Raw genomic sequence first — 16,392 nt, 5'->3', positions numbered from 1 at the left:
AACGCCAGATACAGTACAGCAAGTTGTAATTCTGGTAAGCTACTTAAACTTATCACGGTTATAATTGCCTCCTTATAGTAATTATAATTGATTGTTTTATAGAATCTCGCTTCGTAATAATTTATGAGAAGTACGAGGTTCAGTGGTCAACGGGCACTTTGTTCATTTGAACGAACCCCACAACATTAGGCTAGGAGGTTTTCTGTTATGAAACAGAGTAAGGGACCACGACAATTACATAACCTTTCTAGCTCTTCTGAAGTTAACTGGTCAAAATATAAACAAAAAAACTATCTTCATTTTGATGAGCGTATAAAAATAGAGCATATGAAGTCTAACATTCAAGATCCTAATTGGATTGCTTCGTATGCTTTTTTGCCGTCTATTCATTTTGAAATAGTGTTTAATAAATATATCACTATTACTGAGGTAGATGACCAGGGGAATAAGAGCAAAAGGAAAGAAAAGAAAGGTAAAGTACGAAAAATCTTTTATGCAGCACATAAAGATAGTTACATTTATAAATATTACGGAGATTTATTAAATAACGCTTATAATATTTATGCTAGAGACAATGGTATTAATGATATTGCAGTAGCGTATAGAAATAATAAAAAAGGAAAGAACAGTGTTGATTTTGCATTTGAGGTATTTGATTATCTGTTTGAGCAGAAACAAGCTATGATTATTTCAATAGATTTTACTAGTTTTTTTGATAAAATATCTCATAAAACGCTAAAACGAAATATCAAAAGAGTACTTAATGTTGAAAGTTTCTCTGAAGACTGGTACAAGGTATTTAAAAATTTAACTAAGTATACATATATAAATAAAACTGATATAGATGAGTTTTTAAAAAATAAATATGGTGTTAAAAAGTTCAAAAAACTAAGATTAGCTAACATTATGGAGCCTAAAGAATTTAGAGAGTTTAAAAAAGGGCGTTTAGAAGTAAATAGAGAACCAATTGGTATACCACAAGGTTCAGGCATGAGTGCGGTTTGTTCTAATGTTCATCTTATTGATTTTGATGCTGAATTAATGAAATGGGCTAGGCAGAAAAATGTACACTCACGATACAGAAGATATTGTGATGATATGATTTTAATTATTCCACTTTCCACAGAAGAATTAGATAATTTTGATAAGATAAAGGAAGAACTACTAGATCTTGTTCATAAATATAGAGATGATGGGCTAATCATACAAGGAGAGAAAACAGAAATTCGCCTTTATAAAGATGGAGAGATATTAAATGAGCAGTTAAAGCCTGCTACACTAGATTATTTAGGTTTTGTAACGAGCGGAAAAATTATGCAAATAAGAGAAAAAAGCTTATTTAATTATTATTCTAGAGCATACAGAAAGGCTAAAACTAGTAAGCGGATATCGTTAGCAACCAAACGTCCGGGCCCTAAAAAAGAATTATATGACTTATATACACATTTAGGTCATAGCTATCAAGGATATGGTAATTTTGTTTCTTATGCTTATAAAGCTCATCTTAAAATGAGTAGACTAAAGAGCCATAGTTTAATCCGTAGACAAGTTAAGAGGCATTGGTACAAAGTTCATAAAAGGCTATACTAAAAATATATATTGATTCTTTCAAAATAATTACGATAACTGTTTTATGAGGATAATTTTAAAAACTACTCGTGATATAGTGATTTATTGAAATTAATTTAATAATAAAGCAATGAGTATGTCAGAAAAACTCCAATATGTGTATTGTCTCTCTAGAGAGATTTGCATGTATTGTTTTTTTTTATAGAGGGGTAGCTTAGATATAAATATATTTAGAGCAATCATAGAAGTTAAATTTGAAAGTCTAAAAAAACTACAATTAAGCGATTGCATAAATTGGTTTAATCATCATCAAATTTACGGAACATTGGGCTATATGAGTCCAATTCAATAAAAGGTTGAATACCTAAAAAAGCTGTTTATTTTTCTGTTGACATACGGGATTACGATATATGAATAGTAATCAGTATAATCTAAATCTAGCATATTAAGAACTAAGGGAATTTTTAATATGTTTTATATAATAGATGTTTTTATTATTAGATATTTGAAAGAACTATAGTGATTCATTGAGATTTTATTTAAATTAAAGGGCATTGCAAGGTTGCAATCTTAAATGAAAAATAATTTGGAGTGATAAGCCTAAATGCAATTAATGATTCAACAAAGGAGAATGTTATAAATGGAGATGGGGAACTTACTTTATGAATTAAATACTACCGAGGAACCGTTAGAACTTCTTTATATATGGGGAAGGTATAATGAGTTAACGAAAGATTATAAATTAATTGTGACACCTGAAAAATATAATAAAGATGCGATATATCCTTTAGGTATAGTAGATATCTTAGATAAAAAGGGAACAGATTTTGTTGCATATTTTAGGTCAGAAAAAATTCTCTTTTTAGATACGAATATACTTCAAACTATGCTTCAAAATCCAAGTGCTCAAATTCAATATGATTATTCTATAATGTTGGATACAAATTACACTAGTTATATTCGAACTTTTTTAAAACGATATAATGAATCTAATTTTTCGCAAGAGAGTGTCTATCTTACTTTAGATTATTTACTTAGAAAGGACTTTAATTATGATTATACTTTTTATTTGATGGAAAATTATAAAAATCTATTTTTAGCTGGAGAAAAATCATTCACCATTTCTAATCCACATCATTTAAAGGTATATGAAAATTTATATTACTTGGAGCTTTTTAAAAGTATTAATCATCAAAAGTATCTAGAGGAAAAGAAAATCGAATTTTTAATTAGTACAAATGAAGCGCGACAAAATACCGATCAAATGATTGATATCTTTTATAAAAATAAATATAAAGATATGCTGGGAATGTTTGTCGATTTACATGCAAATATTACATTATTATTGATAGGTATATGGAAAATAAAGTTTAGTAGCAAGGCCAGCGCTAAAAATAAAATGAATAAATTATTAGACTTTGTAATAAATGAAGTGGGTATTATTTTTGAGAGAGAACTAATCATTGCTTTTAAGTATTTTGAGGATGGAAAATCTGTTTCTATGTTAAATAAAGTTAATAAGGGAGGTAATTCAAAAGAATTATTGAAAAAAATTGAAAACATAGCATGGGATTTTTTGGTTCCAAGAGTTATGGAAGTTCAAATTAGTATACATAAAGAAAAATCATACTATATTCCCTTCTTCTTATCACATGATAAAGCTTTAAAGGAGTTAATGGAGCTATTTAAAATAAAAGGCATCCTAATTCATAATCAAACTAATGAATATATTCCTTTTTCAGAGTTAAATACAACTGAGTTTTTTAAAGAAAAAGGATTAATAGAGGAGTTTGGAAGATTAAATAATGTAGAAGTAAAAGAGAAAAGAGCAATGATTAGACAAAGAAATAAGGATACCAATTTTGAAGCAATAGGTATCGAGATTGAGAAGTTGATACAAGTCTTAAATAGTTAAATCTTAAACATATACTAATTACATTAGAAATTATGTAGTTTTCTGATATTCCTACATATGAGAGACAATGAGCTGTCTTTTGATTATTAGAAATGCTTAATAGTCAGAGGACAGCTCAAATCTCTTAGTATTTCCTACTTTAATCCCCAATCCTCTTAAAGAGCCCATTATTGTACTTATTCGTGTTCACCTGTGTAGAAAGCTATAGATTGTTTCAAAGTTCGGGCAGTATTTACTTAGAAGGAACATTTCCATGCTCGATGAAATAGACAAAGTATTTTAGATATAGGTTACTCATTTTTTGGGTATGAATATAATTTTAGTAATGCTCGTTTTCGTCCTATCTATAAAAGGAGTCTTAGTACTATCATATATATTTAGTGTGTAATGAAGGTTACTTGAAACAATTGAATCATCCTCTTTTTCTAAATCCCCTATTTTTTTCTATTTTCACAACCATATGAATAAAAGTACTTTCAATATCCGCCATTAATATGAATGACTTCGGTTTTAATTTTTAGTAGGGAAATATAGTTTAGGTTGGTAATATACTATCTATATTAATTACGCCTAGAACCATTTTCAATTAGGCATACGAACGTTAGATGCTTACCTTTTTAATAAACTGAAAATTTTGTGTTATCATAAAATAATAAGTCTTATTTTCATCATAAAGGGGAGGGATACGATGGGAGATACTTCTACAAAGAGTAGATGGGGCGTGTTATTAGGGGCAGCTTTTTTGATGGGTTCTTCTGCGATTGGGCCGGTTTTTTTGACACAAACGGCTGTGTTTACAGAGCAGTTGTTAGCTAGTTTTGGGTTTGTTATTTTGATGTCGATTATTTTGGATATTGGTGTGCAAGTGAATATTTGGCGCATTATCGCTGTATCGAAAAGACGTGGTCAAGATATTGCGAATATGGTCTTGCCGGGACTTGGGTACTTTTTAGCTTTCGCAGTTGCTTTAGGCGGCCTTGCGTTTAATGTTGGAAATGTTGGCGGGGCAGGGCTTGGACTAAACGTGTTAGTTGGGATTGATCCTAGCGTCGGAGCGGTTATTACGGGAGTTATTGCGGTTGGGATTTTTCTTTCGAAAGAAGCTGGCGTAGCGATGGACAAGATTACGCGTATATTAGGAATCATGATGATTCTCCTAACGTTGTACGTAGCGTTTCGAAGTAATCCGCCAGTAGGTGAGGCAATTGTTCATACATTTGCGCCAACAACCATTGATATGTTTGCAATTATTACGCTAGTAGGTGGTACGGTCGGTGGATATATTACTTTTGCCGGAGGGCATCGTCTGTTAGATGCAGGTATTTCGGGAAAAGAAAACCTTCATTATGTAACGAAAAGTTCGGTTACTGGGATTGTGATTGCGTCTATTATGCGTATCTTTTTATTCCTTGCGGTACTCGGAGTTGTCGCGACAGGATTTAAACTAGATCCAGCCAATCCTCCTGCATCTGTTTTCCAGCAAGCAGCGGGTGTCGTTGGGTATAAAATGTTTGGATTAGTGTTATGGGCGGCAGGGATTACATCCGTCATTGGTGCAGCGTACACATCTGTATCGTTCTTGCGTACGTTATCGAAAAAGGTGGATCGCAATCATACGAAAGTGATTGTCGGATTTATTGTTGTTTCGACGATTATTTTTGTGTTAATTGGTAAGCCAGTAACATTGCTTATTTTAGCAGGAGCATTTAATGGATTAATCTTGCCAGTTGGATTAGGGGCTTTATTAATTGCGGCACATAAAAAATCAATCGTGGGAGATTACAAGCATCCAGTATGGTTAACTATTTTTGGCGTGATTGTCTTTGCCGCAACGGCGTATTTAGCGGTTATAACGTTAATCAATCAACTTCCGCAATTATTTTCGTAATATGTGAGGAGGAGCATGTGTGAAATGTTATCCACTAGGAGACACAGGAATTCAACTTGTATTTGGAACCGTCATTTCGGAAGAGACGAATCAACGAATTAGAGTGTTTGTCGATTATTTAAGCAAGCATCCGATTAATGGGATTGTAGAGTGGGTGCCGGCTTATACAACACTAGCTATCTATTATCGCCCTGATGTGGTGAGTTATAGTGAGATTCAGGAACAGCTTGAAGTGATGGATAGAAATATAGAAGGAAGTGTAGAAAGTTCGGCTTCGCTTATCTTCGAAATTCCTACGTATTACAGCGGAGAGGATTTAGCTTTTGTCGCGGAGTATAATGGTCTGTCAGAGGAAGAGGTAATTACGATTCATTCTGGGCAAGACTATCTTATTTATATGATGGGTTTTGTTCCTGGATTCCCTTATTTAGGTGGGATGTCGAAGCAGATTGCGACGCCTCGGAGGGAGAATCCGAGGGCGAATATTCCGGTTGGATCTGTTGGCATTGCGGGGGATCAAACGGGCATTTATCCGCTCGAAACACCAGGTGGCTGGCAACTTATTGGACAAACGCCAGTGAAGCTATATGATCCTACGAGAAAGAATCCGATTCTATTATCTGCTGGTCACTATGTTCGTTTCGTTCCAATAAGTGAGAGTGAGTACGCTAAAATTGAAAGCGCTATTAATGTTGGAGAATATACAGTAACGCATGTGGGAAAATAGGGGGATGAAGATGCAGACAATTGACTTAAACAGTGATGTAGGGGAAAGCTTCGGGGCGTATACAATCGGAAATGATGAAGAAGTACTTCAGCATGTTTCATCTGCGAATATCGCGTGTGGCTTTCATGCGGGTGATTATAACGTCATGATGGATACGGTAAAACTAGCGCATTCGCTTGGCGTTAGTATTGGCGCACATCCAGGCTTTCCTGACCTAGGTGGATTTGGACGGCGTGAGATGAAGATGTCAGAAGAGGAAATTTTTAACCTTGTAGTCTATCAAGTTGGTGCGATACAAGCTGCGGCAACTGTATGTGGAACAAACGTTAAGCATGTGAAGCCACACGGTGCGCTTTATAATATGGCTTCGACAGATAGAAAAATGGCAGACGCGATTGCGAAAGCTGTGTATACGGTGAATTCAGATTTGATTTTATTCGGTCTAGCAGGAAGTGAGCTTGTCCGAGCTGGGGAAGCAGTAGGACTGACCGTAGCACAAGAAGTATTTGCGGACCGGACGTATCAACCGGACGGAACACTCACTCCACGTTCATATCCAAATGCGATGATTCATGATGTGAATGTTGCGGCAAAGCGTGTGCTTCGAATGGTAAAAGAAAAGAAAGTAAAGGCAGTGAACGGACAAGATATTGCGATTCAAGCGGATACGATTTGTGTGCATGGGGATGGACCGGAAGCGTTGCAATTTGTACAAACATTACGAGAAAAGTTACTAACTGAAAACATACATATTCAACCTATTGGAGTAGCGTGTCCATGACGAAACGTGTATTTCGCGTCATCAAACCAGGACTTTTCACAACGTTTCAAGACTTAGGGCGTACTGGCTATCAACAATATGGAATGGTTGTAGCGGGGGCGATGGATGAATATGCTTTGCAACTTGCGAACCTTCTCGTTGGTAATCGAAGAGACGAAGCAGCGCTTGAAATCACGATGATGGGGCCAACTTTACAAGTATTAGAGGATGTTGTAATTGCGATATGCGGTGGCAATCTTTCGCCGACAGTAAATGGGGAGCCTGCACCGATGTGGAAAAGTTTTCGCTTGAACAAAGGGGATGTACTGGCATTCGGACGACCAATCGAAGGTGCTCGTACGTATGTGAGTGTAGCTGGTGGATTTGATATACCGCTTGTGATGGGGAGTAAATCTACGTATGTGAAAGCTAATATTGGTGGGTTAGAGGGGCGCGTTCTTCAGACAGGGGATGTATTGCATGGAATAGAAACGACTTGTGTAGTAGCGGGCCGTGCGCTTCATATTAAAGAGATTCCTCGTTATGAAAAGGAGATTACGGTTCGTGTCTGTATAGGGCCACATCACCATGCCTTTTTGGAGTCTTCGATTGAAACGTTCTTTTCATCTGTCTACGAGGTCACACCTCAATCAGACCGAATGGGCTATCGTTTGAAAGGCCCAGCCTTGCAGCATGCCGAAACAGCAGATATTATTTCAGAGGCTATTCCGCTTGGAGGGATACAAGTCCCGGCCAACGGTGAGCCGATCATTTTGATGGCAGATCGGCAAACAACGGGAGGATATACGAGAATAGCTACGGTTATTTCGGTTGATATTCCGTTGTTAGCGCAGGCGTTACCGGGTTGTAGCGTACGATTTACGGCTGTGTCGGTAGAAGAGGCTCAGAGATTGTATCGGGAACGAGCGAGGTTTTTACGTGTGTTGGAGAAAGTTACGATAGGTGTTAATACGTGATGAAGTTAAATGACTAGGTATATGCATACAAAAATCCCCTTAAGATAACAGTTAAGAGCATTACATCACATGGTCTTTTTTGCTGTCTATCTTAAGGGGATATAGTGGTCTATCTACCTATCCACTTTACTTCTTTTGTCTTTGAATTTACACTATAGTATCCATGGAAAGTTGCGTGGTGGTCGCTTACAATTTGATACGTTTCGATGATATGATCCCCTTGTTCATTTGTACGAAAATATTCTGCTATTATTTTTTCTGGTATAGGGTATTGTTTACGCACAAGGTCCTCAGCTCCTGCTTTTGTTAAAGTACCTGCGTTTTTACTTGTATCTTGTTGCTTTTTCTTTTTTTCTTTTGTTTTTTGTTCGGCTTGTTTCTTTTCTAATTCAGCTTTTTCTTTTTTAGCTTGTTCTTCTTTGGCTTTTCTCTGTTCTTCTTCATACTGCTTTTTCGCAGTATTAGCCTCATCCATTAAACTTATTGCTTCTTTCACAAGTTGTTCTGGTTTTTCTTTTTCAGATACTGTTTTGAAGGTTTGAATAGCTTCGTCATATTTTTGTTGGTTTAATAAATCTTTTCCTACTTGAATTTCTTTCTTGATAGATTCGACTTGTTCTTGTGAATCTTTTGCTGCTTCGATAATTTCTTCAGCTTTTGTTTTTATGAATGAAGATATTTTCTCATCCATTTCTTCTTTCAATACTTTTTCAGCAGTTGTAATTGCCTCTTCATATTTTTCATCTTTCAATGCAGAAGCACTTTCTTGTAGATTATTCACCAATTGGATGTAGTTCTGAACCTCATCTGTGTCTTTTTCTTTTTTGGCTTTCTCAAAAGAATTTATAGCCTCTGTATAGTCCCCTTTGTCTATTGCTTTGATACCTAAATCAACCTGTTCATCATATACTTTCGAACCGCATCCACTTAGGATTATAAGTGAGCAAAAAAACATTACTATCATTTTTTTCATATGTATCTCTCCCTTTCACCATTGTTATTTTATTTTTTCTATATCAATATATCAAATGAAAAGCTTCAAATTATTTACATAGGTGTCTAATTTATTGAATGAGAGTGAAATAATCGAAAAAATATTCAGAATTTTATCTATTAAAGTGAGATAGAACGATATAAAATGGAATTATTATCAAAAATAAGAGAGGAGGATTATTTTTGACTGTAGAGGTTATCACCAAGCAAGAAATTACAAAGTTATTAAATGACTGGTATCAAGAAATGCGTGTGCACCATGTGATTAAAGCAAGGAAGTTGAAAGAAGAGATTGATCGCAAAATTAATCGAATGGAAGAAGACCGGGATATCCTTACTTATTACTCATTACTAGACTTTCGATACAAGATATTAATAGAAGATTTCAAAGCAGATTTCGATAAACCTATCTCCGAACAACAAACAAATACCTTCTTAAAGTATTACTACCATTTCTTTAAATTTATCTATGCGATAGAAATCGGGAATTATAGTGACGCGAAGGAGCATTATCAACTTGCGGAGGAATTATTAGTTACTATTCCTGATGAAGCAGAAAAAGCAGAATTTAACTATCGTGTTGCAATTTTTCAATACTATTTATCACAACCGGTACTAGCCATTCATTATGCTACAAAGGCACAAGAATTCTTTTTTCAACGTGAAGGGTATGAAATTAAGATGGGCGCCTGTAAAAACTTATTAGGAACTGCATGTACTGTATTAGAACAATATGAACTAGCAGAAGAATATTTATTAGAAGCTCTAGATATCTTTAAGGAGGCGAATGAAGATTCACTCGTTATAAAAGCTAGACATAATCTTGGATTGATGTATGCCGATCAGGATTTATCGGAAGTTGCAATCAGGCATCTTATTGAAGTGTATAAAAAGAATCCACGAATCAGGGTAACATACCTATTAGCGAGGGAACACTACAAATTAAAGAAAACACAAAAGGCATCAATATATATTGAAGAAGGTTTAAAGTTTTGCAGTGAAGAGTACAATCATCACTTTTTAGTGTTAAAAGCAAAAAATGATCGTTTATCTGTTGAAGAATTAGAAGGAATTTTCTTAATAGCAATTGAATATCTGAAAAAACTGGAAATGTGGAAAGATGTACACATATATAACGAAGAATTAGCGAATAGATGGTACGATGCTGGTAACGAATTAAAAGCGAGTTCATATTTCCGTAAGAGTTACGAGGCAAGGCAAATATTAAAGAAAATGGGGGCGTTGAAATGAAAGGACTTAAATTAGCTATGGTTGGACTAATGAGTGTATTTGTGTTTTCTTTTGGACCAGGAACAATTGAGGGAAATTCAGATGTGGTCAAATTAGATACGGAGCATGGAGAACAAATTTAATAGGAATCATCATTTTATAAACAAAAGGGAACAGGTTTTAATCTGTTTCCTTTTTTCGTTATGTACAGGAAGAATATATAGTAGTTATTATTGATGTAGATATATAGATATTGTAAAAGAATCAAGCGAGGGAGAAGAGAGAAATGACACAATCAAAAGCTTGGAAAAATGGCGCAAACGGACATAGATTTATCACTTCGTTTAGTGGAGGTAAGGATAGTGTCTTAGCACTTTATAAAGCAATGCAAGTTGGAGAAGCAGTTGGACTCATTGTAATGTTGGAGGAAGAAGGACAGCGTTCGAGATCGCATGGAATGCCTCCAGAATTGATACAGGCTCAAGCTAGTTCACTAGGTTTGCCTGTATATATGGCAGCAGCAAGCTGGGCCGATTATGAACAAGTATTTATGGAACTATTAGAAAAAGCAAAAAATGAAGGGACAGAAGTGTTAGTAACTGGGGACTTGGACATGCCTGAACATGGTTGTTGGCATGACAAAGTGACGAAAAATGCTGGCTTAAAGCTTGGGATGCCATTATGGGAGATGGATCATCGCGCAGCAGTCGACGAATTCATCAATCTTGGCTTTGTCACGGTCGTTGTTACGGTTAACTTGTCACTCGGAATGCGAGAAGAGGATTTAGGACGAACGTTCACACATGAATATATAAAGGAACTTGAAGATCGTGGTATTGATCCGTGCGGAGAAGGTGGGGAGTTCCATACGACCGTAATCGATGGACCGATTTTTAAAGAACCTATTCCAGTTCGGCAAGGCGAAATTCTTAGGAACGGAGAGTATGCGTTTTTACCATTGGAGTTAGAATAGAGTACCGTATGAAATGAAAAGACTGTGGGGGATACATCCCTCACAGTCTGACTACATGCAGACTTAGCATTCTTATACGTTCTTTATTTGTTTTACAGCTTCGACAATCCATACATATTCATTCATTTGCTGAAAGCGAGTGGTGAAACCATTCTCGCGAAAATAGCGTTCCATATTAGGCAGGAGAGGGTAATACTCTCGCTGCAAATCTTCCGCAAGGTTTTGATGGTTTCTAGCATAGGCTTTTGTAATTTTTTCATGGTGCACGTCTTTTGATAGGAACATGGTATCTCCAAAAATTATTTTTCCACCTAGTTCTAATAAATCATAATATTTTTTAATAGCTGTTTGTTTTTCTATATCCGTCAAATGATGAAAGACAAACGTACTAACGATTGTATCGATTGGAAAATCAGGTAAAGGGAAATTTTCCATGTCACCATCAATAAAAGTGACGGTTCTTAATTCCTCTTTGCTAGTAGCGATTTGACGCATTTCGTCTGAGGGTTCAACAGGGATATACCTTCTTTCCACGTTTTAGTAGTTCGGTTGTCAAATTCCCTGTTCCACTGCCAAATTCTACAACAGCTTCGCCAGCTCTATCGGAAATGGTCACTAATATTTCGTGATAATCTTTAAATACGTCTGCGTACTCCGCATCTTTCCCTTGAACAAATGCATCATAGTCTTTTGCCCATCCAGTAAATATATCTAAAAATTCTCGTCCCATCTTCATATACCAACTTTCTTCAATCTATTTTGTAAACTATCTAATAAGTCTTTAGCCTAATTCAATCGAGTTAATAATTGAATTAGCTTGTTCACGTTTAGTTTGTGGAATGGAAGGGTTAAACTTAGGTGTTGTTGGGAATAGAGATTAGCCAATGGATAATCACCTATTGTTAATAGGCTATGTCGCTTCGTAATTTTGGTGCTTCATTGCATCAATAATTTTCAAAAAAAGAATGTTTGGAGTCTCTACATATATGGTCCTTGTTTAAAAAAGTGAACAGACTGTAATTGAAATCTATGGATTGTGTATTAATATGGAGTTAGAAGATTTGTATGTAGTAGATAATAAGGAAGTACACAGGCAAATCGCTAGAAGGATAGGAGTATATATAATACGAAACAAGAACAGACAAGAGCATTTTTTTATGAGGAGCCACACAATGAGCAATAACCATATTAATTACGAAATAAAACATAAAAACCGTACCTCGATTCGAATTTTAATTGACAGCTTGGGCAATCTAGAAATCCACGTCCCAAAAGGTACAACAGAAGAAGCGATACAGCACTTTTTAAAAGGAAAATGGGATATCATCGAGCAGAAAGTCCGAGAGGTGAAAGAACGTCAAAACGGACCGAAGCAACGAAATTACGATGAAGGCGAAACGTTTCTTTATTTAGGACGAAACTATCCAATCCAAATTAATCATGACACAACAATCTCCCAAGATTACGTCGTGTTTGAAGGGGATACGTTGTATGTGTATGTGAACGTGCTAGAGGATGAGAAGGTGAAGCAAGCGTTACGCCACTTTTACTACAAGCAATGTAAAGCGTTAGTAGAAGAGAGTATTGCATTTTACCAAAGCTATTTCAAAATGAAGCCACGTTCGATTCGCATTACGGATAGTAAGAAGAACTGGGGAACGTGTGACGGCGAGCGTAAGTTGACATTCAACTGGAGGCTAGCAATGGCACCACGTGAAGTACTTGATTACGTTGTTGTACATGAGATGTGTCACATGATGCACATGAACCATGACCGTTCGTTCTGGCGTCTTGTCGGGAAGATTATGCCTGATTACAAGGAGAAAGAGAGATGGCTGGCTGTTTCTAATTGGAAGATGACGGTGTAGGTTTATTATTATACAACAAAAATATTTACAAAAATTGTAAGTCGTGAGATGATAAAGGAAATCTATGAGGAGGGAAGTAAGCCAATGAATCCGATAAATTGCTAAATATTAATTGATGTTAAAAATTAATATGAAATTTTGTATCGAGTGTACAAGTGCCTATTTTGTGTAGGTGTATTTGTTGTGCTCTTTATGGAATGCAGGCAATTTAGAAGATCACTTACTTTACTCATATCGAGATGATAATTTATGGAAGTACTTGCTTATGCAGCTAGTACAAGATTGTTAAGCATTAACATGTGCTTGTTTCTATGCATATGTTTGCTTTGACGTATTCGATAAATTATAGGTACTCATATAAGTAGGCTGTAAGAAGAACGTTCTTCTTACGGTCTTTTTTGTTATACAACTAAATAGTAATCTTCTTTGCCCTGTCCATAAAAGCGTGACATATCTTATGGATGAAAGAAGGGACTCTCATGTTAGAGATGAAAATTAACGGTATCAAAAAATATATGGAAGCAACGCTTGTATTGAAGGATGTGTCAGTGGAAGCGTATGAAGGGGACAAAATTGGGATTGTCGGAGCGAACGGAAGCGGGAAGAGTACGCTTCTAAGAATTATTGCGGGGATTGAGCCGATGAATTACTACCCTGGTTACCCGCAAACTTCTAGCTTCGGCTATGATGAAGGGCTGATTCATTTGCCAAGAGGAGGAAGTGTTGCCTATTTGGAGCAATCACCAACATTTCCAAAAGGGTTAAAAGTAATCGATGTATTAAATATTGCGTTTGAAGAAGTTGATCGCATTGAAGCAGAGATGCGTGACATAGAAGAACAGATGAAGACATTAGAAAATCGTGCGCTTGAAAAGGCGTTAACGAAGTATAGTGAACTCGTTCAGTTGTTTGAAGTGAAAGGCGGCTATGAGCGAGTAGAGAAATTGAATAAAGTGTGTATTGGTCTAAAATTCTCGGATAGTTTCTTGGATAGGGAGTTTGATTTACTGAGTGGTGGAGAGAAGACGACGGTTGTGTTAGGAAAGTTATTGATTCATCAGCCGGATATTTTGTTACTCGATGAGCCGACGAACCATTTAGATATGGAAGCAATTGAGTGGTTGGAAGGGTATTTAAAAAGTTATAAAGGGATTGTTTTGATTGTCTCACATGACCGTTATTTCCTTGATCATGTTGTTTCGAAAATTGTGGAGATCGAGGATATGGAATCAATTTCCTATAAAGGGAACTATTCTTCGTTTGTCGAGCAAAAAGAAGAGAACATGCGCATCCAATATGAGCATTACCGAGAGCAACAGAAGAAAATCGTCAACATGGAAAAAACAATTATGAGCCTTCGTGACTGGGCGATGCGTGCAGATAATAATAAATTCTTCCGACGTGCAGCAAGTATGCAGAAGAAGCTAGATAAGATGGAGCGCATTGATAAGCCGACGTTCGAGCGAAGTAAGATGCGATTGGCATTCAACGAGACGAACCGCGCCGGAAAAGAAACGATGAAGGCAACCCAATTGTCGAAGAGGTATGATGATAAAGTTATTTTCAATGATGCGGAGCTTATGGTTCATTTCGGAGAACGAGTTGGTCTGATTGGTCCGAATGGGAGTGGAAAGACGACATTCTTAAAGATGTTGCTTGGAGAGGAAAAAGCAGATAGTGGCAGAGTAGAATTAGGTGCAAGTGTACAGGCGGCCTATTTACCGCAGAAAATTTTCTTTGAGGATGAAGAGAAGACAGTCGTTGACACGTTTCGGGAAGGGATTTCGATTGTAGAAGGGAAGGCCCGTGAATACTTGGCGAAGTTTATGTTTTATAAAAGCAGTCCATTTAAGAAAGTAAAGCATCTATCCGGTGGTGAGCGAATTCGCTTGAAGCTTGCGATGCTTCTGTACCACGATATTAACGTGTTAATTCTCGATGAGCCGACGAATCATCTTGATATTGATTCCATCGAAACGGTGGAAGCGGCATTAGAAGATTTCAAAGGGACGATTTTCTTCATTTCGCATGATCGATATTTCCTTAACCGCATGAGTGACAGAATTATTGCGATTGAGGAGTGTGCTTTCAAGTCGTATGTTGGTAATTATGATGCGTATAAGCAAGAGCAAGAAAAGCGTAGTGTACTCGTGATAGAAGAACCTGTTGTAAAGGTAAAGAAAGAACGGATTGTACCAGAAGAGACGAAGAAAGCGAAAGAAAAGGAAAAGACGTTAGCGAAAATTGAACGTCTTGAAAGCGAAATTAGTGAGATTGATACTGCGATGATTGCTGAACATCTTAATCATGAGGAACTGAATAAACTTTACTTTAGGAAAGTGAAATTAAGCAATGAATTAGATTCAAGCATGGAGATATGGCTCCATTTAGAGGTGTAATATGTATGGAATTATAGTTATTTAAATAAGCATGATATAAAGGAAATGCCCTGTTCACTTTATTGAATGGGGCATTTCTTTTTATATGTTTTAAAAAGAAAAAATCATAATAAAACCATTCATTAATTTATATAGAAATCAAGCAATAGTATCTAATTGTTTGGTTTTAGCTCCTAAGTTAACAGTTTTGTGGATTATTAATTAGTGATTCAATAAAAATATTAAACGGATAAATCATGGGATTGATGGAATAGCTATAGAAATATTAAGAAACAAGTATTGGTTTAAGTTAACTACAAATCCAATATTTACATAAAAATATATTCTGTTAAAATAATATAGGGAAATAATGTGATTTTTTTCCTAGGGTAAGGAAAGGTGAGGAGGGATTCTATTAGAAAAGTACTATTAACTTTAGCTTTATTTGGAAGTTGTTTGGGAATCATCTATTCAGTAAGTTCAATATTGGTAAATATGAAGTATTATCATGAGTCAGCAAAAGTTTATGAAGGTATTAGGGAAGTTTACACTAAACAACAATATGATAGTAATTCAAAGCTCTTAGAAAACATTAATCAGGATTATATAGGTTGGCTAAGCATTGGAGATACAGAAATTGACTATCCAGTTGTCCAATCAGTAGATAATAATTTTTATCTTTCTCATAATTTTTATAAGAATAAAGATTTCGCAGGTGCTATTTTTATGGATTATCGAAACATAATGGATGATTTGGATAAAAATGTTATTTTGTATGGGCACAATATGAAGGATGGAAGTATGTTTGGAAGTCTCAAAAACTATTTAGACATTGATTATTATTCCCTTCATAAAAGGATTAAATTGGAATTTCAAGACAATGATTATGAATTTGAAATTTTTTCTGTTTATACAACTACCAATACAGATTGGATGAATCCACATTTTAGTAGTCAAGATCAAAAAAATCATCTCAAACAGCTTGAAAATCAGTCAGAGGTAAAGACAGATGTTGAAGTAACTGAAGATGATATGATTCTGACATTGGCAACTTGTACAGTTGATGATGACGAACGACTTATCGTTCATGCGAAATTAATGAAATAAGCAATTA

General features: G+C 35.7%; 13 protein-coding genes and 1 pseudogene. 12 read left to right on the top strand and 2 right to left on the bottom strand.

Features of this window, described 5'->3' with window-relative positions:
* Positions 1–207 precede the first annotated feature (207 nt).
* From IEV41_RS15710 to IEV41_RS15685, 6 genes are all read left to right on the top strand, one after another.
* Positions 208–1,590 carry a reverse transcriptase domain-containing protein gene (locus tag IEV41_RS15710; RefSeq protein WP_188389447.1) on the top strand — a complete coding sequence of 461 codons (1,383 nt, stop codon included), beginning with the start codon at positions 208–210 and terminating at the stop codon, positions 1,588–1,590.
* Between the two features lie 619 nt (positions 1,591–2,209).
* On the top strand, positions 2,210–3,484 hold the full coding sequence (locus IEV41_RS15705) for a hypothetical protein (protein WP_188389446.1): 1,275 nt from the start codon (positions 2,210–2,212) through the stop codon (positions 3,482–3,484).
* A 688-nt stretch (positions 3,485–4,172) separates the two neighbouring features.
* A complete protein-coding gene (locus IEV41_RS15700) occupies positions 4,173–5,372 on the top strand; it encodes an NRAMP family divalent metal transporter (RefSeq protein WP_188389445.1) in 1,200 nt (399 codons plus the stop codon).
* 19 nt (positions 5,373–5,391) lie between these two features.
* The gene (pxpB, locus tag IEV41_RS15695; RefSeq protein WP_188389444.1) at positions 5,392–6,099 is read left to right on the top strand and encodes a 5-oxoprolinase subunit PxpB; all 708 of its coding nucleotides are present in this window, start codon (positions 5,392–5,394) and stop codon (positions 6,097–6,099) included.
* A gap of 10 nt (positions 6,100–6,109) precedes the next feature.
* Positions 6,110–6,880 (top strand): LamB/YcsF family protein, encoded by a 771-nt coding sequence (locus tag IEV41_RS15690; protein ID WP_188389443.1) that lies wholly within the window; start codon positions 6,110–6,112, stop codon positions 6,878–6,880.
* Positions 6,877–7,836: a 5-oxoprolinase subunit C family protein gene (locus tag IEV41_RS15685; RefSeq protein WP_188389442.1), complete on the top strand. Its 960-nt coding sequence runs from the start codon at positions 6,877–6,879 to the stop codon at positions 7,834–7,836. Before IEV41_RS15690 ends, IEV41_RS15685 begins: the two co-directional genes overlap by 4 nt.
* 109 nt (positions 7,837–7,945) lie before the next feature.
* Here IEV41_RS15685 and IEV41_RS15680 read toward each other — a convergent pair whose 3' ends face one another.
* A complete protein-coding gene (locus IEV41_RS15680) occupies positions 7,946–8,809 on the bottom strand; it encodes an outer membrane protein assembly factor BamD (protein WP_188389441.1) in 864 nt (287 codons plus the stop codon).
* 203 nt (positions 8,810–9,012) lie between these two features.
* Between IEV41_RS15680 and IEV41_RS15675 the strand changes: the two genes are divergently transcribed.
* The 3 genes from IEV41_RS15675 (at position 9,013) to IEV41_RS15670 (ending at position 11,032) form a co-directional block, all read left to right on the top strand.
* Positions 9,013–10,080, top strand: a complete 1,068-nt coding sequence (locus IEV41_RS15675) for a Rap family tetratricopeptide repeat protein (RefSeq protein WP_188389440.1) — start codon at positions 9,013–9,015, stop codon at positions 10,078–10,080.
* On the top strand, positions 10,077–10,202 hold the full coding sequence (locus tag IEV41_RS20205) for a hypothetical protein (RefSeq protein WP_268235147.1): 126 nt from the start codon (positions 10,077–10,079) through the stop codon (positions 10,200–10,202). Before IEV41_RS15675 ends, IEV41_RS20205 begins: the two co-directional genes overlap by 4 nt.
* Before the next feature lie 143 nt (positions 10,203–10,345).
* Positions 10,346–11,032 (top strand): Dph6-related ATP pyrophosphatase, encoded by a 687-nt coding sequence (locus tag IEV41_RS15670; protein WP_188389439.1) that lies wholly within the window; start codon positions 10,346–10,348, stop codon positions 11,030–11,032.
* Positions 11,033–11,104: 72 nt separating this feature from the next.
* Here the strand turns inward: IEV41_RS15670 and IEV41_RS15665 are convergent.
* Positions 11,105–11,762, bottom strand: a pseudogene (locus IEV41_RS15665) (class I SAM-dependent methyltransferase).
* Positions 11,763–12,189: 427 nt separating this feature from the next.
* Here IEV41_RS15665 and IEV41_RS15660 point away from each other — a divergent pair.
* The 3 genes from IEV41_RS15660 to srtB all read left to right on the top strand — a co-directional run bounded on the left by IEV41_RS15660 (position 12,190) and on the right by srtB (position 16,385).
* Entirely contained in the window at positions 12,190–12,900 is a 711-nt protein-coding gene (locus tag IEV41_RS15660; protein WP_373284255.1) for a M48 family metallopeptidase, read from the top strand.
* Positions 12,901–13,379: 479 nt separating this feature from the next.
* On the top strand, positions 13,380–15,299 hold the full coding sequence (gene abc-f / locus IEV41_RS15655; protein ID WP_188389437.1) for a ribosomal protection-like ABC-F family protein: 1,920 nt from the start codon (positions 13,380–13,382) through the stop codon (positions 15,297–15,299).
* A 378-nt stretch (positions 15,300–15,677) separates the two neighbouring features.
* Positions 15,678–16,385: a class B sortase gene (srtB, locus tag IEV41_RS15650; protein ID WP_188389436.1), complete on the top strand. Its 708-nt coding sequence runs from the start codon at positions 15,678–15,680 to the stop codon at positions 16,383–16,385.
* Positions 16,386–16,392: the final 7 nt, after the last annotated feature.

This window comes from Priestia taiwanensis, from assembly GCF_014638355.1.
GTDB lineage: Bacteria > Bacillota > Bacilli > Bacillales > Bacillaceae_G > Priestia_D > Priestia_D taiwanensis.
Note: the sequence above shows the minus strand (reverse complement) of the source record. Positions and strands in the feature narration are given on the sequence as shown.